Below are 20,352 nucleotides of genomic sequence, written 5' to 3' on the forward strand. Positions count from 1 at the left end.
GAGTGGAGGTGCTCTCCGATGGTGACCGTCGAGGCTGTGAACACCCAGGCCGGGGACGATCGGGCGAGCGCTTCCCGCGGCGCGCTCGGCCGCTGGGCGCAGCTCGTCCGGGACCGCTCACTCCTCGCGATGGCGGCACCGGCCGTCGTACTCCTGCTGCTGTTCACGTACCTGCCGCTGATCGGCAACATCGTCGCGTTCTTCGACTTCGTGCCGTACCTACCGTGGTCGGAGTCGCCGTGGGTCGGCCTGGACAACTTCGTCACGTTGCTGTCCGACTCCGCGTTCTGGAACGCGACGCTGAACACCTTGCAGATCAACGGATTGCAGCTGCTGTTCTCGTTCCCTGTCCCGTTGTTGCTCGCGCTCCTGCTGCACAGTCTGGTCTCGACCTGGATTCGTGGGTTCGTCCAATCAGTGATGTATCTACCGCACTTCCTGTCCTGGGTGATCGTGGTCGCGATGTTCCAGCAGGTGTTCGGGGGGACGGGCGCGGTCGCCGGTGCGCTGCGCTCGCTGAGCGGCGAGTCGGTCAACGTGATGAACAACCCCGCGACGTTCAAGCTGCTGATCGTCTCGCAGAACATCTGGAAGGACGCGGGCTGGGGAACGATCCTGTTCCTCGCGGCGCTGACCGCGATCGACCAGGCTCTCTACGAGTCGGCCGCGGTCGACGGGGCAGGTGGCTGGCGAAGGTTCTGGCACATCACGCTTCCCGGCATCCGTCCGATCATCGTGCTGCTGGTGATCCTCCAGCTCGGTCAGTGCCTGACCGTCGGGTTCGAGCAGATCCTCCTGCAGCGCGACAACGTCGGCGCCGATACCGCCGAAGTACTGGACACCTACGTCTACTTCCACGGTGTCGTCGACGGCGACTGGAGTATCGGTGTCGCGGCCGGATTGTTGAAGGGTCTCGTCGGTCTGTTGCTGATCCTGGCCGCCAACAAGGCCGCGCATGCGCTCGGCGAGCAGGGGGTGTACTCCCGTGAGCACTGAATCAGCCGTCGGCCGGTCAACGGGCCGCCCGATCTGGGCCGGCAAACCACCCGCGGTCGTGCTTGTCCTGAAAGCGCTCGCGCTGGTCGCGATCGTTGCTGTGGTCATCTTTCCGTTCCTGATCGTGATCTCGACGAGTCTCGCGAGTCAGGAGCAGATCGACGCAGGCGGCGGCTATGTCCTGTGGCCGACCGATCCGACCCTGGACGCGTTCCGCCAGGTCCTCGCCGGGGCCGCGGTTACCCGCGCGGTCCTGGTCAGTGCCGGCGTCACCATCGTCGGTACGGCGCTCTCGCTCGGCGCGACCGTCCTGGCCGCCTATGCGTTGTCGCGACCGCGGATGGTGCTCCAGCGTCCGCTGCTGTCGCTGGTGCTGCTGACCTTCCTGTTCAGCCCGGGCATCATCCCGACGTACCTGGTGGTGAAGCAGTTCGGGCTGCTCGACAACTACGCGGCGCTGATCCTGCCGAGTGCGATCAGTGCGTTCAACATCGTGATCATGCGCGGGTTCTTCTCGACGATCCCTCGCGAACTGCTCGACAGTGCGTCCGTCGACGGCGCCGGGCACTGGCGGATGCTGACCCGCATCGTCCTCCCGTTGTCCCGGGCGGTCATCGCCGTGGTCGGCCTGTTCTACGCGGTCGGCTACTGGAACGCGTTCTTCAGCGCGCTCCTGTATCTCAACGACTCGGGGAAGTGGCCGTTGCAGCTCGTGCTGCGGACCTATGTTCTGCAAGGCACCCCGATGGCTCAACAGACCGCGGGTGCGGCCGCTGATGTCCTGCCCCCGGCACAGTCGTTGCAAATGGCCGTCGTACTGATCGCGATCATCCCCGTCGTCCTCGTCTATCCCTTCCTGCAGAAGCACTTCCGGACCGGTGTCCTGACCGGCGCCATCAAGGGCTGAACGCTCCCCGTCACGTTCGCGCCACGTTCGCGCCACGTTCGCGTCACTTCCGCGTCACAGAGAGGTCCTGTCATGTCCGATTCCGTCCTGCCGTCGGCGCCCGCCCTGAGCCGCCGCCGACTCCTCGCCGGCGCCGCCGGGCTCGCCGCGGTCGTCGGTGTCCCCGCGCTGTCCGGTTGCTCGAATGCCAAGTCCACCGCTGGTGCCAGCGCTCAGGGTGCCGGTGCGACGTTGCCGGTCCAGGTGCCGTTCGCTGGTACCAAGCCTGATCTCGCGGGCGATCAGTCGAAGGGCATCAACGCGGCGTACTTCGGCTACCCGACGGCGGCCGAACAGGTGCAGACCGTGCACCGCGCGGTCGGCACCGGGGGACCGATGACCGCCTTCGTCATCACCTACAGCCCGCCGCCGCCCGCGTTCGCCGGGAACGCGTACTGGAAGGCAGTCAACCAGGCGCTCAACGTCGAGCTCAAACCTACGCTCGTGCCGCAGGACTTCGGAACCAAGCTCGCCGCGGTGCTGGCCAGTAACGACATTCCGGACATCGTCACGATGAACGTCCCGGACTTCACCTCGCTCAAGCGGGCCGAGACAGTGGCGCAGGCCAGGTTCGCGGACCTGAGCGAGTACCTGTCGGGCGACGCGGTGAAGGACTATCCGAACCTTGCCCGACTGCCGCAGAACGCATGGAAGCCCTGTGTGGTCAAGGGAAAACTGCTCGCCACGCCGACGCTGCGGATCCCGACCGGCAGCGTGGTCTACACCCGGCGGGACCTGATCGAGAAGCTCGGTGGCAACCCCGAGCCGACGAGCGCGGCCGAGTTCGAGCAGCTCTGCGCGGCGATCACGGATCCGGCCAAGAAGCGGTACGCGCTCGCGAACTCCGGCGGCTGGATGTCGAGCGCCCTGATCTACCCGATGTTCGGCGTGCCCAACAACTGGCGACGTACCGCGGACGGCACGCTGACGAAGGACTGGGAGACGCCGGAGTGGAAGGAAGCGATCGCCTACACGGCCAAGCTGTGGAAGAAGGGCTACTTCCAGCCGGACAGTACGTCGAGCAGCTACGACGCCTCGCCCGACTTCGCCAGCGGCAGCCTGCTGATGAACAGCGACTCGTTCGTTCGCTACACGGTCCGGACGACGTCCACCCTGACGCCGGGGATCCTGCCGACGTTCAGCGCGGACGGCAAGGCCGGCCAGATCTTCGAGGGGCCGATCACCGACTTCGTGACGTTCGTCAAGAAGGGCTCGGCCGACCGGGTGAAGGAGACGCTGCGGGTGCTCGACTGGTTGTCCGCGCCGTTCGGCAGCAAGGAGAACTTCCTCCGCTCGTACGGCGTCGACGGTACCGACTACGCGCTCAAGAACGGGCTACCAACGCTGACCGACCAAGGCGCCGCGGAGACCTACAGCCTCAGCCTGCGCTTCCTGGCCGGCGGCCCCGACGTCTTGTATGCCGTTAACGGCAACACCGACATCGTCAAACAGATGCACGCGTACCAGACCGCGAACTCGGGACACCGGATCACCGACCCGACCGCCGGACTGATCTCCGAGACGGCGCTCACCACCACCGCGCTGAGCAGCGCGGTCACCGACACGATCACGGACGTGGTCGTCGGCCGCAAGCAGATGTCCGCGCTCGACGAGGCCGTCGCGAAATGGAAGAAGGGCGGCGGCGACAAGTCGAGGGCGGAGTACCAGGAAGCCCTCGCGTCCCGCTGATGTCCACCGATCACCAGGAAAGGCAGTCAATGAGTAACGCACTCCCTGTGGGAGCGATCAGCGGCGTGGTCCCACGCCTCGCCGTCAAAGCCGACCATGTACCCCGCTCCGAGACCGGGATCGGGGCGCTGATGCCCTGGGCCGACCGGCTCTGGTTCGTCACGTACGTCGCGCACACCGACAAGACCGGTGGTGGCACCGGACTGTTCACGATCGACGACGACTTCCAGCTCACCAAGCATCCGGCCAGTGTGGTCGGCACGTATGCGAACAGGCTGGTGCACAAGGAGTCCGACCAGCTGTTCATCGGACCGCACGCGATCGATGTGCACGGCAACGTCCGGACCATCGACGCGCTCGTGGGCGTGCGGCTGACCGCCACCTGCCGGCACCTCACCGACGAGGCCGGCAAGGTGTACTTCGTCGGCATGGAAGGGGAGTTCTTCGAGGTCGACGTACAGACTCTCGAGGCGAAGCAGTTGTACGACCTGTGCCTCGAGCTCGGTGTGAGCGGGTACGCGCACTTCAAGGACGCCTACACCCGGCACGGCCGCGTGGTCGTGGTGAACAACTCGTACTACGAGGAGGACTTCCCGACCGGCGAGAGCGAGGGCCGGCTCGCCGAGTGGGACGGTACGACGTGGCGCATCCTCGCGAAGACGCAGTTCAACACCGTCAGTAGTGCGAACGGCATGGGGCCGGCCTTGTACGCCGTCGGTCAGGACCGGGCGTCGGCGTTGTTCCACGTGTTCCTGCCCGAGACCGGGTGGAAGGTGTACCGGCTGCCGAAGTCGACGCACACTCAGGACCACGCCTTCACCACCGAGTGGCCGCGGATCCGCGAGGTCGAATCCGAGCGGTTGCTGATGGACGCGAGTGGCATGTTCTACGAGTTGCCGTCGCTGACGTATGCGAACTCGGTCTGGGGCATCCGGCCGATCGCCTCGCATCTGCGGATCGTCGGCGACTTCTGCTCCTGGAACGGTCTGCTGGTGATGGCCGGCGACCAGACCACCCCGATCGGCGACTCGAACCCGGTTGCCGGACAGCCGCAGGCGAACCTGTGGTTCGGCAAGACCGACGACCTGTGGCAGTGGGGCAAGCCGCAGGGTTGGGGTGGCCCGTGGTGGGAGACCGCCGTGGAGGCCGACGTACCGTCGGATCCGTATCTGATGACCGGTTTCGAGCACAAGTGCCTGCACCTGACGCACGACTCCGGCAAGCCCGTCGAGTTCACCCTCGAGGTCGATTTCCAGGGCACCGGGAAGTGGCGGCAGTACACGACGATCACCGTCGGGCCGAGCGGCTACGAGGCCTTCGTCTTCCCGACCGGATTCAGCGCGCACTGGATCCGTGTCGTCCCGTCCGCATCGTGTGAAGCCACCGCGCAGCTCGTCTACACCTGACGTACCCCGGGTGTGCGCCGGTCGGCGCACACCCGGGAGAGGTCAGCTATAGACGTGGTGGTTTCCGCCCGTCAGGCGGTATTCGGTGGGGGAGAGTGTGGTGGCGGCTCGGAAGCGGCGGGAGAAGTACAGCGGGTCGCGGTAGCCGACGCGTACGGCGATCTCCGCGATCGGGAGGTTTGTCACCAGCAGCAACTGTCCCGCGAGGTCGATGCGTTGCTGCTGTACGTGCAGCATGAGGCTGGTGCCGAGTTGCGCGCGGGCCAGGTGCGCCAGCCGGGTCGCGGACATGTCGGCGATCCTGGCCAGTGACTGAACGGTGTGCGGCTGATCGAGATGCTCCGCGACGTGTTCGACCACTGCCAGAAGTCGTGCGTCCAGCGCGAGCCGGTCCGGGTTCTGCGTGTCGCACCACAGCAGTGCCTCCTCGACGGCGTTCATCGCGAACTGCGAGCTCAACCGCAGTCCGTTGCGCGCTGCCGCGGTCGCGCGATCGAGACTCTGTACGACGCGGTCGCGCACTGCCTGATTGACGCGGAGTTGCCGGAACCCTGGCAGCGGCGACGGCCAGTCCAGCAGCGGTAGCCAGTCCGGGCGTGGGTCGAGGTGTGCCCACCGCAAAGACCACCGCCGGGCCTCGGGATCAGTGCCGTAGTCGTGCGGGGTGTACGGCTCGACCAGGGTGATCTCGCCCGGCCCCGTACCCAGGTCCTGCCCGTCCGTCAGGCGGAGGCGTCCGCGCCCGGCAGTGGTGACCAGGAGAAGCCAGTCGGTCGTCCCGCTGGCACGCACCGTCCGGTAGGTGTCGTTGCCGTCCAGTTGCCCGGCGACCGCTCGGACGTTCGAGGACGCGATCTGTACGACGCCCGCAGCCGTGGCTGAGCGTGACTTGTCCATGACAGGATTGTCCATGGGAACGAGTGTTTGTGCACTGTCGTCGGTGGTCCGTGATCGGCCATGCTCTGCTCGTGACAGCCACTCATCACGAACTCGCAGTACCTGCCGACGATCCGGTCGCCCTGCGGCAGCGGTATGCCCGCGACGGCGTTCTGCAGGTCAACAACGTCCTCGCATCCGAGGAGATCGACGAGATCCGCACGGCGTTCATGCATCAAGTGCAGGGGGACCGGGAGGCGCTCGGGGCGGTCGGGGAAGTTGCCGAGGGCGACATTCTTGCCCGCTACCCGCGCTTCATGCAGCCGCATCGCCGGCCGGATCTGCTGGTCGGGCAGATCGCCCGGCGACTGATCATCGATCCGCGAATCCTCGACGTGGTCACCGCACTGATCGGCCCGGCGTACGGCGCCCAGTCCATGTTCTACTTCAAGCCGCCGACGGCGCGGGGCCAGGCGATGCACCAGGACAACTACTTCCTGCGCTCGCATCCGGAGACCTGCCTGGCCGCCTGGATCGCGGTGGATCGCTGTGACGCCGCGAACGGTGGCCTTGCCGTCGTGCCGGGCAGCCACGCGATGGAGGTGGTCTGCCCGGAGGTCGCTGACGCCGAGGAGTCGTTCACCCGGGGGCTGGTTCGGCCGCCCGCGGGGATGACCGCCGTACAGACCGATATGCAGCCTGGAGACGTGCTGTTCTTCCACGGCAGTGCGGTCCACGGGTCGCTTCCGAACACCACCACCGGTCGCTTCCGCCGGTCGCTGATCTTTCACTACGTCCCACAGGCGAGCACCGAGATCTCCAAGGGCTACATGCCGCTGATCACCCCCGACGGACAGGAGATCCGGATCGGTGAGGCACACGGCGGTGGGCCGTGCGGCGACGGTTTCGAAGGCGCGATGCACTAGCCGCAGGCGACTCGAGAATCCCTCGGGCAGGAGAGCGAACGCCCCGACGCAGCTCAGAATCGAAGGGAAGAGTACATGGCGGCATTGACTCGACGGAGGCTCCTGACGGGTGCCGCCGGCCTCGGGGCGCTGGTCGGCGCGGGAGGCCTGTCAGGGTGCGGATCGCGGACGTCGATCTCGTCCGACCCGAACGAACTCGTGCTCTGGTACTGGAACCGGTCCGCCGATCCGGCACAGCTTCGAACGGCCGCCGGACAGATCCCGGGAACCGACGGCAAGCGGCTGCGCGCCGACATCATCGGCCAGGACTTCGACACCAAGTTGCGGACGAGCCTCGCGGGTAATGCCTACATCCCGGACGTCACGTTCATCAACTCCAATGTCTCGCTGTACTTCCCCGACGAGGAATTGTTCCTGGACCTGAACGAGCTGGGAGCCCAGAAGTACAAGGACTTGTACTTCGACTGGAAGTGGCGCCTCGGACTCACACCGACCAACCGGTTCTGCTTCTTCCCCGGTCCGTGCGGTCCGACCGGTCTCTACTACCGGAAGGACATCTTCGACAAGGCCGGGATCGCGTCCGACCCGGCGGCCGTCAGCGCACAGATCAAGACCTGGGACGGCTACCTCGAGCTCGGGCAGAAGCTGAAGAAGAACGTCGGTTCCTTCCTGAACGTCACCGGCTCCGTCATCTTCAGCCAGTACATCAATGCCAGCGCCGAGCGGTACTTCGACACGGCCGGGAAGCCGCTGTACGTGCAGCCGGACAGCACCGTTCGCAAGGCCTGGGACACTGCGGTCAAGGCGATCAAGGCGGGAATCACCGGTAACCAGCAGATCAGCGCCGATCAGAACGCTGCCTGGACGACCGGTAAGACCGCAGGCCACATCGAGGGCAACTGGTGGACGCAGATCCTCACCGAGATCGCACCGCTGACCAAGGGAAAGTGGCGGTTGGCGACGCCGCCGGTGCGGGCCGGTAACAGCGGCGGGTCGTTCGTCTGCCTGCCGCGCACCTGCAAAGACCCCGAGGCCGCGTTCAAGTTCATCACCTGGCTGAACAGCCCGGAGAACCAGGCCAGTGCGTTCACGACCATGCAGCTCTTCCCGGCGGCAAAGACGTCTGCCGATCTCGGGGTCATGAAGGACAACTCGAACTTCTTCGGGGACCAGGACACGCTCACGTTCTTCTCGAGGTCCGCCGAGGCAGTTCCCACCGCCTTCATCAGTACCTACGAGGCCCAGGCTCAGTACTTCAGTACCGAGATCGTCAACGTGGAGAGTGCGGGCAAGGATCCCGACCACGCCTGGAACGACGCCGTACAGCAGACCAACAAGATGCTGCGCAAGCGGGGTGTCGACGTATGACGACCGACACCACCGTCGCGCCGGCCGGTGTGACCGCCGCAACGGGAACGACGAGCCTGCGGCCCAATCCGTTCAAGAAGTTCTGGCCGCAGTACGTCGCGGTCGCACCGTTCTACCTCCTCTTCCTGGTCTTCGGACTCTTCCCGCTGCTGTTCTCGGTCTATCTGTCGTTCACCGACTGGGACGGAACGGGGAAGATCAAGTTCGTCGGTCTGACCCAGTACAAGTACCTGATCAGCGACGACCGGTTCTGGAACGCGGTGGGGAACACCTTCGCGATCTGGTTCATCTCCACGGTCCCGACCCTGTTCCTGGCGCTGGTGATCGCGTTCCTGCTGCATCAGAACATCCGGTTCAAGGGTGTCTACCGGGTCGCCTTCTTCATTCCGAACGTCACCAGCATGGTCGCGATGGCGATCGTGTTCGGGTCGGTCTTCTCCGACAGCTTCGGCCTGATCAACTCCGCCCTGACCGCGCTGCACCTCGACCAGATCTCCTGGTTGTCGGATCCGTGGGGCGTCAAGGTCACCATCGCGGTGATGGTGATCTGGAGGTACACCGGCTACAACGCGATCATCTATCTGGCCGGCCTGCAGGCGATCCCCACCGAGCTGTACGAATCGGCGCGCGTCGACGGCGCGCGGATGTGGCAGATCTTCGCGCACATCACAGTGCCGATGCTTCGCCCGGTGATCCTGTTCACGGTGATCACCTCCACCATCGGAGGTCTGAGTCTGTTCACCGAACCACAGGTGTTGCTCGGTGACACCGGCGGTCCGGGCGAAGCCGGCATGACGATCGTGCTGTATCAGTACAACCAGGCCTTCACCCAGTTCGACTTCGGGTACGGCTCGGCGATCGCGTGGGCCTTGTTCATCATCGCTGCGGTGTTTGCCGCCATCAACTGGCGGCTGGTCAGCGAACGTGAGGTCGACGGGCAAAAGATGTTCCGGAGCCGCCGCCAGCGCAAGGGGGCCGTCAAGTGACCACGATCTTCGCCAGGGGAGCCCGGCTGGGCGATCCGACCGAGAAGGCCACCAGCAGCGGGGTTCGGCGGGGAGGGATCGTCGGCCGACTGGTCACCCACGCCTGCATCGTGGTCGGCGTTCTGCTGTCACTCTTCCCGTTCTACTGGCTGCTGATGATGTCGACCCACACCACGGCCGAGATCTTCGGCTATCCGCCGAAGCTGTGGATCGGTGACAGCTTCCGGCAGAACGTCCGTGGCGTGGTCGACAACGTCGATCTGCTGCAGTCCCTGTTGATCACGTTCGTGATCTCTGCCGCGGTGGCAGTGCTGGTGATGTTCTTCGACTCGCTGGCGGCTTACGCCTTCGCGAAGTACGACTTCCCGGGCAAGAACCCCTTGTTCTTGGTGCTTCTCGCCACCTTTCTGGTGCCTGGCAGCCTGTCGTTGGTGCCGAGCTTCGTGCTGATGAGTTGGCTCGGCTGGATCGGCGGCTTCCAGGCACTGATCGTCCCCGGGGCGGCGAACGCGTTCGGCATTTTCCTGCTCCGGCAGTTCGCGCAGACGTCGATCCCGAACGAACTGATCGACGCCGCCCGCGTCGACGGCGCCGGCTTCTTCCGCACGTGGCGAAGCATCGGCGTCCCGATGATGCGGGGCGGTATCGCGTTCCTGGGCATCTTCACCTTCATCGGCACCTGGAACGACTACGTCTGGCCGTTGATCGTCCTGGTCAATCCGCAGCGGCAGACCCTGCAGGTCGCGTTGTCGACGCTGAACTCGGTCTACCAGATCAATTACGGCATGGTGATGGCCGGCGCGGTGATCAGCGTCGTACCACTGATCGGCATCTTCATCATCGGCTCCCGGCATTTCATTGCAAACATCGCAGCGGGCGCACTCAAAGGCTGAACGTCGGGCGGGGAGCCCGAACAGCTCTCCGTGGGTGGCCTGGCCAGGGTCGGGCTGAACGGTTGACAGCGCCTCCGAGGTGGATCATGGTGAGATTCGCGAAAGCGCTTTCGCTCATCTGTCTACACGTGTAGAGATCCAGGCTGTGAATCCGACGAGAGGATCGACGATGCTTGATTCGGTGCGGAGGGCCGTGGCGGCGGTTGCCGTCGGGCTGCTCACCGCGACGCTGTTGATATCACCAGCCAGTGCTGCGACTGATCCGGGGATCGTGTTCAGCGACCCGGTGTCCGCCGACGGGATCACCGCGTGGCCTGGTGACCCGGACAAGACGCCGGCGCACGCAGCGTCGAGCAGGCTGGGTGTGCCGTGCTGGCAGACCAGTAACGATCTCAAGGACCAGTACGTCTATCTGAACGTCGACGCGGCCCGGATCCCGGCCGGGGCCACGGACGCCGTACTCACCGTGAACTACTTCGACGCGCCGGGCCAGCAACTCAGTGCGCAGTACGACGGTGTCGGCGCGGCGTTCACCCCGCTGCCGTGGTTCTCGTTCCCCGGCACCGGTGGCTGGTCGACCACCCAGTTCCGGATGTCCAACATCAACTTCCAGAACCGCGCGAACGGGGCCGACATCCGGCTGATGGCGAATGCGCCTGGTGGTGTCATCAGTTCGGTCTGCATCAGCTCGGTCAGTCTCTCCTTCGCCGACACCACGGGCATCACCGTGACCAACCAGAGTCTGGTGTTCCAGCAGGGCTCGGGCACCGTGAACCTCACATCGACCGCGTCGTCGGTCGCGTGGAACATCACCGACGACCAGTACCTGCCGGTTGCCTCGGGCAACACTACGAACGGGACCATCAGTACCGCATCCCTCGGCCCCGGCTTCTACAACCTCCGCCTGACCGCGGGCTCGACGGTCGTGGGTACGACGCTTGCGGTCATCCCGCCGTTGCCGTCCGGAATCCAGTCCCCGACCGGCAAGTGGGGTGTGAACACCCACATGGCCCACTACTACGACCTCACCGGTGCACTGATCCGTACGCTGGCGCTCGCCGGCTTCTCGCACATCCGGGAGAGCCTGGAGTGGCGAAGCGTCGAGTCCGGCTCACCGGGCAACTATGCGGTCCCGGCGCAGTACGACGCGATGATGGCAGACGCGAAAGCGAACGGTCTGACTCCGCTGCTCGGGACCGGTTACAGGAACCCGCTCTATGACGGCGGCCACACGCCGAGCACTCCGGAAGGCCTGGCGGCTTTCGGTAGGTACCAGAGCTGGTGGCTGACGCATTTCTCGGGCACGACGAACGACATCGGGACCTACAACGAGTACTACCAGCCCGGATTCAACGACAGCGCGTGCGGCATCACCGGCGCCTGCTTCGTCCAGCTGATGAAGGCGGCGTACGAGCAGACACACGCCGGCAACCCGAACGCGAACGTCCTGGCCGATGTCGGCCCCAACAAGGGCGACACGTCGTTCCGCGACCAGGTCCTCGCCCAGGGCGGACTCTCCTACGTGGACACGATCGACGCCCACGTCTACACCTTCGGCGGTCCGGAGGGTGATCTGGACACCCAGATCCAGAGCCTGCGTACCGCGGCCGACGCACATGGCGGCGCCGGCAAGCCGATCTGGGTCAGCGAGGAGGGCTATCCGACCGCGCCGAGCTTCGGTGGATCGATGCTCGGCCAGGCGCGCATGTCGATCCGCAACGACGCGCTGTTGCTCGCGAACAACGTCGCCCAGTTCTACTGGTACGACGCACTCAACGACGGCACGAATCTGGACGACAAGGAGTCCACGTTCGGCCTGCTCCAGGCGCCTGCGGGACCGATCGCAGGAATGGCGCCGAAGCCGGCCCTGGTCGCGAAGGCCACGACGATCCGCGCCCTCAGCGGCCTGACCTACAGCGGCAGCGACAACCTCACCGCGCCGCTGTACTCGCAGCGCTTCGGTTCCGGTACGTCGACCACTCGCGTGCTGTGGTCGACCGGCACCGGCACGTCCGCGGTCAACCTGAGTACGACGAGCCCGCTGCAGGTGACCGATATGTACGGCCATCGGACCACTCTGACACCGACCAACGGTGTGGTCACGATGACCGTCGACCAGGATCCGGTGTTCGTGAAGGGGGCCGCGACCGGCGTCACCGTCACCACCGCCCCGCAGGTCAAGGTCGCCGCCGCGGACCCGTCCAACTCGCAGGAGCCGACGGCGGTCACGGTCACCCTCAAGGGCACGCCGTACAACCTTGGAACGCGCGCGGTGACAGTCGGCGGTCAGACCAAATCGGTGGTGGTGACGCCAGGCAAGGACACCACGATCACCCTGCAGGTGCCGGCCACTGACACCCTCGGCCCGCGGCACGTGGTTGCCACGGTGTCCCGCGCCGGGAGACCTACCGCCCGCTTGGTTGCCTGGACCAGCGTCGAACAGGCGACCAAGATCCGTGTCGTCCCACAGATCACGCAGGTCGCACCGTTGCAGGGTGGGCTCGGTATCGAACTCACCAACACCAGAGCGAAAACCGCCGCGACCGTTCAGGACCTGACGTGGACAATCGCGGGTCAGAAGGGCAACGCCGGCAGCGGACAGTCGATCGCGCCCGGGCAGAAGGCAACGATCGCGATCCCGGTGACCGGGCTTCAGGCCTGGAAGTCCTATGCCTACACCGTTGACGTCACGACGTCCGACGGCAACAAGGTCACCGCCAAGGGCACCACTGCCTTCGATCCGATCGTGCCATCGGCAACAACTCCGCAGAGCTCGATCAACCTGGCGACCGATGCCAGTTGGCTTGCGTTCAGCCGGCCGTGGGGTGGCGCCGCCGATCTCTCCGGCACAGCCAATTTCCAGTACGACGCCACTGGCTTGACCATCAACGCCGATGTCACCGACGACGTGTTCTCGCAGACCGAGATCGCCCCGAACCTGTGGCGTGGCGACAGCCTGCAGTTCGCGATCAGCAACGGGCTGCCTGGGGAGAACGCGAAAGCTACTGAGATCGGGGCTGCGCTGTTGCCGGCCGGTCCCACGGTGTACACGTTCGGTACGGCGGACGGCAGTCCGACCGGCGCCACGCCAGGTGCCACTGCCGACATCACCCGCGCCGATGGCGTCACGTCGTACCGGATCAAGGTTCCGTGGACGGCGCTCGGATTCGAGGCGCAGCCGACCGGTGCGGTGGCGATTTCCCTTGCGCTGAACGAGAACGACGGCGCTGGACGCGTCGGAGCGATGCAGTGGGCGAGTGGCATCGAGACCGGCAAGACCACGACCCTGTACCTGCCGGGAACGTTCACCAATTAGTACGCGGTCCCGCGGGGCGACACTGCCCCGCGGGACGACCGATGGAGGGCGGATGTGACTGAACTGGCGAAGGTAGCGGTAGGCGCGCACTTGACTTACCCGCACGCCAACGGGTTTCACGCGGGTGGCGATCGACTGGCGACCGTGCGCTGGGATCCCGAGCGGCTCGCGTTCGGGATCGCGAGTGTGCCGTGGCGGGACCCGCGGAGCCACGACGTACGCGAGATCTGTACGGTGCTCGGCCAGCACGACGGCGAGGGAACCGTCTGGTTCGACGTCGCGCGGTCAGCCGAGCGGCTGGTTGGGGTCTGGGCGAACGCTCTGCACCTCGTTGATCTCGCTGATGAGGCCAGCACACCTGAGACCGTGTACCGCGCGCCGTACGGATGTACCCTGCAGGCCCTCGTCAGCATCAATGCCGCGGGTGATCGAGCGCTCATCTCGGAGGAGTGGCCGGGATCGTTCCGGTTGCTCGAGGTCGATCTCGCGACGGGTGCTGTCGAGGAACTGCATGACCGCAGGTGGTGGGCGAATCATGCGCACTACTGCCCTGCCGACGAAGGGTGGATCGGTTTCTCGCACGAAGGGACGGCAGACTCTGTTCCGGATCGGGTCTGGGCGCGGCACGGGACGGAGCTGCCCGCAGGTGGCTGTGTGCTCACGCAACCTGAGGACCTGTTTTTCGGACATGAGCGTTGGGCGCACCACGCGGTCGGCGCGGTCGTCGTTGCCTATGGCATCAGTCCGGGCGAGCGACGAGGGCTGTACTGGACCTCGCCTGACGAACCCGCGGGACGGCTGCTCTCGCGCGGCGACCGATTCTGGCACTGCGATATCAGCCGGGACGGGACGCTGGCCGTCGTCGACACGACCGGCCCGGCCGATCAGCCGGGGACAGGGTGGGACGGTGGAAACACTTCCGACGTACTGCTGGTCGATCTCCGTGACGGTCGCACGACGCCGCTCGCCCGCACACTCGCGACTCGCCATCCGGCCCACCCGCACCCGATCTTCGCGCCGGATGGATCAGCAGTCCTCTTCAACAACCTGGACCCCGACGGCACGGTCTCCATCAGCCGGGTCGACATTTGAGCCCGTCCGGAAATATTGTCCGCTGATCGAGCAACGCAGTCCAAGGACTGGTGTGATTCCGGTCGGTACCGTCCGTGGAATGGAAGCTGGGCAGAGAAACGGGATCGGTCGGAGGGCGCTTCTCAAAGCCACGTCGATCGCGGCGGGCGGGATTGTCTTGGGGGCGTCGAGCGCGGCCGAGGCTGCTGGGATCCCCAGTAAGCGTCTGGTGCCGATGAATGACCGGAATATCCGGTTCCAGGGTCGCTGGCAGGAGCAGGCGAACGGGGACATCTACGGGTATTACCAGAGTGGGCTGGAACTGGACTTCACCGGGACGGCTATTTCGCTGACGCTCGAAGGTGCTTGCCGGCTGCTGTACCGGGTGGATGGTGGCGCGGTTCAGCGAAACATCACGGACACCGCGACGGAGACGACCGATGGTCCGCATCCGACCGTCGCCGCTCACGACAAGGTCGCCATCAACTTGGCGACGTCGATTCAGCAGTACTTGCCGGCGCGGCACTGACCTCCAGGGCGATTCGTGGAGGTTGTCCGTCTTCCCACGCGCGGGACCATTCGGTGGCGAACTCGAGGTCGGGGACGCGGCCTTGTCGCAGTACGACGGTCTTCGAACCAAGCAGCCGGCGTGCGGGGACCTGTCTGAGGTCGGCGACGACCTCCGCGAAGCGGTGGCCGGCGGGTTTGACGTGGTTGTCGATGTCGAGGAGCCCGAGGCCGTACTCGAGGTCCGCGAACCCGCCGTACTCGGGGCGGATGTCGTGCGAGGCCCACCAGGACAGGGCGGTGACGCCAGGGGCCGACACGGCGTGGCGGAGCAGTCGTTCGGTGGCGTCCTCGACACTGACGCCGGTGACCCACTCGGGGGCCACGCCGATCTCCTGCACCCAGATCGGTCTCGGTGTCGCCTGGTGTGCGGCGGCGACGTGGGCGAGGTACGAGCCGATCGACCAGGCGAGGTCGTTGTCCTCACCGAAGTGGCCGAGGAAGCCGCTGAAGTACGGCCAGGCGTGGACTGTGGTGATGTCCGGCTCGTTGGCGAGCAGCGCCGGACTGAAACCGGTCTGCGACGTGGTCCATGGCTGGTGGTCTGCTCCGAGCACGACCGGCAGCCCGGGCGCGGCAGAGTGCGCAGCGGCGATCAGCGTTCGCGCCCAGGCGTCCAGGTCTGCCGTGGTGATCGTCTCGGTCTCGAACCCGACCAGCATGTTCGGCTCGTTTCCGAGATCGATGCCGGCGCCCGCCGGGTGCTCACCAACCAGCTCGGTGATCGCGGTGATCAAGGTACTGGCGCCTGTGACCGCCACAGGGTCGGTGAAGAGGTTCTTCCCGGTGAGCCACGGCGGACGGAACACCCACCCGGAGAGGAAGCCGTTGAGCACCGTGACCCAGACATCGAGACCGACTTCCTCCGCACGATCCAGCAGGATGGACAGCCGGGACATGGCGGTCGCCGAGACCGTGGTCGGGAACGGCTGGAAGACCGGCCAGATGCACTGGATGCGGACGTGATCGCAGCCGAGCCCGGCGATCGCGGCGAGGTCCTCGGCGATCGAACGCTCGTCGAAGTCGAGCCACGCATTCCACCACTGCTGCCGCGGTACGTAGTTGACGCCAAAGGCCGTGCGGTCCAGGTCGATCATCATCCAGTCTCTCTGATAGGCGGTCATTGGGACTCCTCGGGGTTGCCGGGTTTCCACGCGAGGACCTGGCCGCGCTCGGTGAGTCTGGCCCGCAAGGTTGGGATGTCGATGTCTTGTACGTCGGTTCGCGCCCGGAGTGATTGCACGGCGGCGACGGCCGCGGACTCGGCCAGCACACAGAACACGGGCTCCATCCGCGTCGCGGCGTACCCGATGTGGGTGGCGGAGAGGCAGACCGGGATCAGCAGGTTGCCGCAGTCGGTGGGCTTCGGCGTGATGGCCCGGTAGGGGATCGGATAGGGACGGCCGGTTCCGAGATGGCCGCCGATGAACATGTCGCCCTCGGTCGCCACGCCGACCTGCCCGGTGGCGGGGTCGCGGTGTGCGATTCGTCGTACCGGATAGACGTCGACTCCGAACAACGCCAGTCCGATGCTGTCGGCTGGTTCGGCCAGGTTGGCGACGTCTGCATGGGTGACGGTGTATTCGCCGTCGAGCCGGCGTGAAACCCGGACGTACAGCTGCGGTGGCCACCCGTCGGTGTCGGGGAAGACACTCGCGTCCATTCCGTACGCCGCGGTCTCGGCGCGGAAGTCCGCGGGTACGGCGGGATCCGTCGACAGGAAGTGGTGGAGGCCGCGCAGGTAGTCGATGTGGTCACGCCAGACTCGCGAACGGGTGTCCCAATCGCCGTCCTGGTACTCGCGACTCACACCGACCGGGGCGTTGGTGATCAGGGAGCCCCGCTGGTAGTTGTACTCACCCGAGTTGAGCCAGCCGGGGAAGATCCCGCGGAGCGCGTCGAGGTCGGCGCCGAGGTGGGTGACGTACCGCCGTACCAGCTCGTAGTCAGCAGGCGAGTAGTCGTCGGGCGGAGTGATCTCCTTGCGCGACGCGGCGTCGGTCGTCACATAGAAACGGAAGTTGTAGGCCTGGGCGTACTCGTCCGCCGCGCCGCGAGGGCGGCCATGATCCGCGTCGAGCAGGGGCAGCAGACCGCTGGTGCTGTCTCCGGGGACGACGTATGGATCGATCGACGTCCAGTTGGTCACCGGCTGGACACCTGCGATTTCTTCGCCGAACTCGTCCCGCGACTCGCGCCCGATGCTGTAGGGGACCCCGGCCAACGCCATGAGGTCACCTTCGTACGACGCGTCGATGAAAACCTCCGCCCGTACGTCGATGTCCGGCACCGACCCGCCGGCCGGCAGTGGGACACCCCACTCGTCGGGAGTCGAGGTCTCCAGGTGCACCGCCGTGATGCGGTGACCTTCGCGGGTGACGGAGCGGACGCGGCGCTCGAAGTACACCTCGATCCCCGCATCGGCGATCCATTGATGGAAGGCACGCAGTACGTCGTGCGGGTGCTCGCCGAAGCCGAAGACAGCGTCCTTCGTCAGGCCGCCGACCGCGGCCGGAATCGGGCAGTCCTGCCGGGGTTTGATCCCCGCGCTGAGCATCCCGCCGAGCCATCGGCCCGGCTCGATCATGACGACGGACGCACCTTCCTGATGCGCGGTCATCGCCGCGACACAGCCCGCGGGGGTGCCGCCATACACACAGACATCGACCATGCCATGCACTCTGCCGCGGTGCCTGCGTCGCGTGGGATAGCCAATCTGAACGTCTGCATGTACTTTCTTGCCGTACCGACGCTGGACGGTTACCTACACTGCTCGCTCATCATTGCGTGCCATTGCCGGATGCGCCTTCGCTCCGGTTGACGGTTTGTTGGACGAAGTTGAACGGCACTGATCGCGCCGGCGTCGGTCAGTCGACGACCTGCGCGTTGAAGCGGGCGCCACTCACCGGAAGCGCCGGCTGGGCTTCGGCGGAGCTGTGGTACCGCGCCTCGCCGGTCCGGGCCCGGTTGCGGTAGGCGGACGGGCTGAGGCCGTAAGCGTTCTTGAACCGACGGGCGAAGTACCCCGCGTCCTCCCAACCGACGCGGGCGCCGATCTGAGCGACCGGTTCGTCGGTCTGCACCAGAATCCGGGCGGCCGCCTGCGCTCGCAGCCGATTGAGGTACGCGATCGGGGGAGCGCCGAGCTCGCGCTGGAACAGGCGGACGAGGTGGGTCCGTTCGGTGGTGGTGGCGGCGGCGAGCTGTGCCAGCGTCCAGGACCGGCCGGGATCGTCGTCCATCAGCTGGGCGGCGCGGGACACCGCCGGGTGCGGCGGGGCGATCGACCGGCGATGGATCGCCTGCTCTGGCGACCAGGAGCGGTTCAGGATGTCGAGATAGATCAGCAGGTGGCCGACGAGCTCGATGCGGGAACGCCGTCCGTGGGTCGTGTTGCTGATGCTGTGCAGCTCGGCGATCGCGAGGCTCATGTCGTACCGGCCCAGCTCGACGCGTTGTGGCAACGGGAGGCTCGCTTTGTGCACGGTCTGCATCAGCGGCAGCTCGGCGTCCAGGAACGACAGCGTCCCGTCGATCAGCTCGGGCGCGACGAAGCTGTCGAAGACCACGAGGTCCTCGCACTGCGCGTACCCGTGCCACTGGCTCGGCGGTACGACGATGACGCTACCGGGCCCGATCGGGTGGTCGCCGTCGGCCGCGATGTGGACTCCGCGGCCCTGGGTGACGAGTGCGATCTCGAAGAAGTCGTGGTCGTGCGCCGCGACGTCCGCCGGCATCCGATGCCGGTCCGCCCACACCGGGAGGCCGTCCGGATTGAACACGGCGGCTCGCTCGTAGCGAGGCTTGTTGCGGCTGCTGGCCACTTTTGTCCTACTTTCCCTCAATCTGACCGAAGGCGCGCCGACTTGGCCGTCAATAACATCACATCGTCAGCAACTCTGACAGAGCACGAGATCCGCTGATTCCCGACGAGGAGTGCACCTATGTCCCAACGCGACGTCGCGATCGCGGCGTACTACTTCCCCAACTTCCACGTTGACCCGCGCAACGAACAGTGGCACGGCGAAGGGTGGACCGAATGGGAGCTGGTGAAGCGCGCCGAGTCCCGGTTCGAGGGGCATCTGCAGCCGCGCGTTCCGCTGGACGGCTACCTGGACGAGGCGGATCCGGAGGTGATGGCGGGCAAGATCGCGATGGCGACCGAGCACGGTGTCGACGCGTTCCTCTTCGACTGGTACTGGTACAGCGGCCGCCCGTACCTCGAGCGCCCGCTCGAGGCGGCGTTCATGCCGAACGCGGCGGCGTACGACATGAAGTTCGCCGTCATGTGGGCCAACCATCACTGGAGCAACATCCATCCGTGGAAGTCCGCCACGCCGGCGACCCACCTGGAGTCCGGCACTGTCGACGCTGAGCAGTTCGAAGCAGCCACCGACTACATCATCGAGCGGTACTTCGGGCATCCGGCGTACCTGCGGATCGACGGCGCCCCGTACCTGTCGATCTACGAGCTGGCGACCCTCATCGACGGGCTCGGCGGCGTCGACGAGGCCAAGGCCGCGCTCGACGGTCTGCGCGAACGTGCCGCGCGGGCGGGGTTCCCCGACATCCACCTGAACGCCGTCATCCGGGAGCGGCAAGTGCTTCCGGCCGACGGCATCGCGTTCGACGGCCCGACCTTGATCAGCCGCCTCGGCTTCGACAGCGTCACGTCGTACGTCTGGGTGCACCACCACCCGATGCCGACCCTGCTCACGCCGTACGCCGACATGCGCGAGCAGGCCGCGGACGGTTGGAAGCGGTACGCCGCCGAGTACGACCAGCCGTACTACCCGAACATCACGGTCGGCTGGGACTCGTCACCGCGCACTGTGCAGTCCGACAAGCTCAACCCCGCGTTCGGCTACCCGCACACGAACATCATCTCCGACGCGACGCCGGAGGAGTTCGGCCGCGCGCTGGAACAGGTTCGCGCATTCGTTGACGAGACCAACGTTCCGCTCGTCACCATCAACGCGTGGAACGAGTGGACCGAGGGCAGCTACTTGGAGCCGGACACCCTGCATCGCCACGGACACCTCGAGCAGATTCGCCGGGTCTTCGGAGCCAAGGGCTGATGGCTCGAGAGCTGTTGCCGTACACCGGCTGATCCCGCCGGCACACCGCGCTCGACACCCTGGTGAAGACATGGCGCAGCAGCGGCGGCGACCTGATGCGCAAGGAGTACGAAGAACGGCTGCAGAACCGGCAGCACGGGAGCCGACGTGTGGGACGTCGACTCGATCCGGCCAGACGTCGCTCGCCGCGGCCGCCGGGAGGCGGTAGGTCGGTTGTCCGGCCGGACAGGACCT

Annotated in this window: 16 protein-coding genes; 12 read left to right on the forward strand and 4 right to left on the reverse strand. The window is 66.1% G+C overall.

Annotated elements, in window-relative coordinates; genetic code table 11:
• Positions 1–18 precede the first annotated feature (18 nt).
• The 4 genes from AC0662_RS01415 (at position 19) to AC0662_RS01430 (ending at position 5,037) form a co-directional block, all read left to right on the forward strand.
• Positions 19–996 (forward strand): ABC transporter permease, encoded by a 978-nt coding sequence (locus AC0662_RS01415; protein ID WP_452195854.1) that lies wholly within the window; start codon positions 19–21, stop codon positions 994–996.
• Positions 986–1,903, forward strand: a complete 918-nt coding sequence (locus AC0662_RS01420) for a carbohydrate ABC transporter permease (protein WP_478297731.1) — start codon at positions 986–988, stop codon at positions 1,901–1,903. Before AC0662_RS01415 ends, AC0662_RS01420 begins: the two co-directional genes overlap by 11 nt.
• 72 nt (positions 1,904–1,975) lie before the next feature.
• The gene (locus tag AC0662_RS01425) at positions 1,976–3,631 is read left to right on the forward strand and encodes an extracellular solute-binding protein (protein WP_478297733.1); all 1,656 of its coding nucleotides are present in this window, start codon (positions 1,976–1,978) and stop codon (positions 3,629–3,631) included.
• A 29-nt stretch (positions 3,632–3,660) separates the two neighbouring features.
• Complete coding sequence (locus AC0662_RS01430; protein ID WP_452195857.1) at positions 3,661–5,037, forward strand: hypothetical protein; 1,377 nt, start codon at positions 3,661–3,663, stop codon at positions 5,035–5,037.
• A gap of 42 nt (positions 5,038–5,079) precedes the next feature.
• Here AC0662_RS01430 and AC0662_RS01435 read toward each other — a convergent pair whose 3' ends face one another.
• Positions 5,080–5,934: a helix-turn-helix domain-containing protein gene (locus tag AC0662_RS01435; RefSeq protein WP_478297736.1), complete on the reverse strand. Its 855-nt coding sequence runs from the start codon at positions 5,932–5,934 to the stop codon at positions 5,080–5,082.
• A gap of 71 nt (positions 5,935–6,005) precedes the next feature.
• Between AC0662_RS01435 and AC0662_RS01440 the strand changes: the two genes are divergently transcribed.
• The 7 genes from AC0662_RS01440 to AC0662_RS01470 all read left to right on the forward strand — a co-directional run bounded on the left by AC0662_RS01440 (position 6,006) and on the right by AC0662_RS01470 (position 15,002).
• Positions 6,006–6,839 carry a phytanoyl-CoA dioxygenase family protein gene (locus tag AC0662_RS01440; protein ID WP_478297738.1) on the forward strand — a complete coding sequence of 278 codons (834 nt, stop codon included), beginning with the start codon at positions 6,006–6,008 and terminating at the stop codon, positions 6,837–6,839.
• Positions 6,840–6,914: 75 nt separating this feature from the next.
• The gene (locus tag AC0662_RS01445; protein ID WP_478297740.1) at positions 6,915–8,207 is read left to right on the forward strand and encodes an ABC transporter substrate-binding protein; all 1,293 of its coding nucleotides are present in this window, start codon (positions 6,915–6,917) and stop codon (positions 8,205–8,207) included.
• Positions 8,204–9,193, forward strand: a complete 990-nt coding sequence (locus AC0662_RS01450) for a carbohydrate ABC transporter permease (protein ID WP_452195861.1) — start codon at positions 8,204–8,206, stop codon at positions 9,191–9,193. The genes AC0662_RS01445 and AC0662_RS01450 overlap by 4 nt, the downstream gene beginning before the upstream one ends.
• Positions 9,190–10,086, forward strand: coding sequence for a carbohydrate ABC transporter permease (locus AC0662_RS01455; protein ID WP_452195862.1), 897 nt, complete (start codon positions 9,190–9,192; stop codon positions 10,084–10,086). Before AC0662_RS01450 ends, AC0662_RS01455 begins: the two co-directional genes overlap by 4 nt.
• Positions 10,087–10,255: 169 nt before the next feature.
• Complete coding sequence (locus tag AC0662_RS01460) at positions 10,256–13,402, forward strand: sugar-binding protein (RefSeq protein ID WP_478297742.1); 3,147 nt, start codon at positions 10,256–10,258, stop codon at positions 13,400–13,402.
• Between the two features lie 54 nt (positions 13,403–13,456).
• Positions 13,457–14,494 carry an oligogalacturonate lyase family protein gene (locus tag AC0662_RS01465; RefSeq protein WP_478297744.1) on the forward strand — a complete coding sequence of 346 codons (1,038 nt, stop codon included), beginning with the start codon at positions 13,457–13,459 and terminating at the stop codon, positions 14,492–14,494.
• 79 nt (positions 14,495–14,573) lie between these two features.
• Entirely contained in the window at positions 14,574–15,002 is a 429-nt protein-coding gene (locus AC0662_RS01470) for a hypothetical protein (protein ID WP_478297746.1), read from the forward strand.
• On the opposite strand, the gene AC0662_RS01475 is transcribed toward AC0662_RS01470, so the two are convergent.
• The 3 genes from AC0662_RS01475 to AC0662_RS01485 form a co-directional block, all read right to left on the reverse strand.
• Positions 14,956–16,164, reverse strand: coding sequence for a glycoside hydrolase 5 family protein (locus AC0662_RS01475; RefSeq protein ID WP_478297748.1), 1,209 nt, complete (start codon positions 16,162–16,164; stop codon positions 14,956–14,958). The two genes, AC0662_RS01470 and AC0662_RS01475, sit on opposite strands and share 47 nt — an antisense overlap.
• Positions 16,161–17,711, reverse strand: coding sequence for an FAD-dependent oxidoreductase (locus AC0662_RS01480; RefSeq protein WP_478297750.1), 1,551 nt, complete (start codon positions 17,709–17,711; stop codon positions 16,161–16,163). Before AC0662_RS01480 ends, AC0662_RS01475 begins: the two co-directional genes overlap by 4 nt.
• A gap of 196 nt (positions 17,712–17,907) precedes the next feature.
• Positions 17,908–18,864, reverse strand: a complete 957-nt coding sequence (locus tag AC0662_RS01485) for an AraC family transcriptional regulator (protein WP_478297752.1) — start codon at positions 18,862–18,864, stop codon at positions 17,908–17,910.
• Positions 18,865–18,984: 120 nt separating this feature from the next.
• Here AC0662_RS01485 and AC0662_RS01490 point away from each other — a divergent pair, with 120 nt between their 5' ends.
• On the forward strand, positions 18,985–20,118 hold the full coding sequence (locus AC0662_RS01490; RefSeq protein ID WP_478297754.1) for a glycosyltransferase WbsX family protein: 1,134 nt from the start codon (positions 18,985–18,987) through the stop codon (positions 20,116–20,118).
• Positions 20,119–20,352 lie beyond the last annotated feature (234 nt).

The sequence above is a fragment of the Kribbella sp. NPDC043289 genome, assembly GCF_056436705.1.

Bases quoted from the DNA above. Each gene is read 5' to 3' on its own strand.
- AC0662_RS01435 (WP_478297736.1), bottom strand. From the start codon at position 5,934: ATGGACAAGTCACGCTCAGCCACGGCTGCGGGCGTCGTACAGATCGCG.
- AC0662_RS01450 (WP_452195861.1), top strand. From the start codon at position 8,204: ATGACGACCGACACCACCGTCGCGCCGGCCGGTGTGACCGCCGCAACG.
- AC0662_RS01430 (WP_452195857.1), top strand. From the start codon at position 3,661: ATGAGTAACGCACTCCCTGTGGGAGCGATCAGCGGCGTGGTCCCACGC.
- AC0662_RS01445 (WP_478297740.1), top strand. From the start codon at position 6,915: ATGGCGGCATTGACTCGACGGAGGCTCCTGACGGGTGCCGCCGGCCTC.
- AC0662_RS01475 (WP_478297748.1), bottom strand. From the start codon at position 16,164: ATGACCGCCTATCAGAGAGACTGGATGATGATCGACCTGGACCGCACG.
- AC0662_RS01490 (WP_478297754.1), top strand. From the start codon at position 18,985: ATGTCCCAACGCGACGTCGCGATCGCGGCGTACTACTTCCCCAACTTC.
- AC0662_RS01425 (WP_478297733.1), top strand. From the start codon at position 1,976: ATGTCCGATTCCGTCCTGCCGTCGGCGCCCGCCCTGAGCCGCCGCCGA.
- AC0662_RS01415 (WP_452195854.1), top strand. From the start codon at position 19: ATGGTGACCGTCGAGGCTGTGAACACCCAGGCCGGGGACGATCGGGCG.
- AC0662_RS01460 (WP_478297742.1), top strand. From the start codon at position 10,256: ATGCTTGATTCGGTGCGGAGGGCCGTGGCGGCGGTTGCCGTCGGGCTG.
- AC0662_RS01470 (WP_478297746.1), top strand. From the start codon at position 14,574: ATGGAAGCTGGGCAGAGAAACGGGATCGGTCGGAGGGCGCTTCTCAAA.
- AC0662_RS01480 (WP_478297750.1), bottom strand. From the start codon at position 17,711: ATGGTCGATGTCTGTGTGTATGGCGGCACCCCCGCGGGCTGTGTCGCG.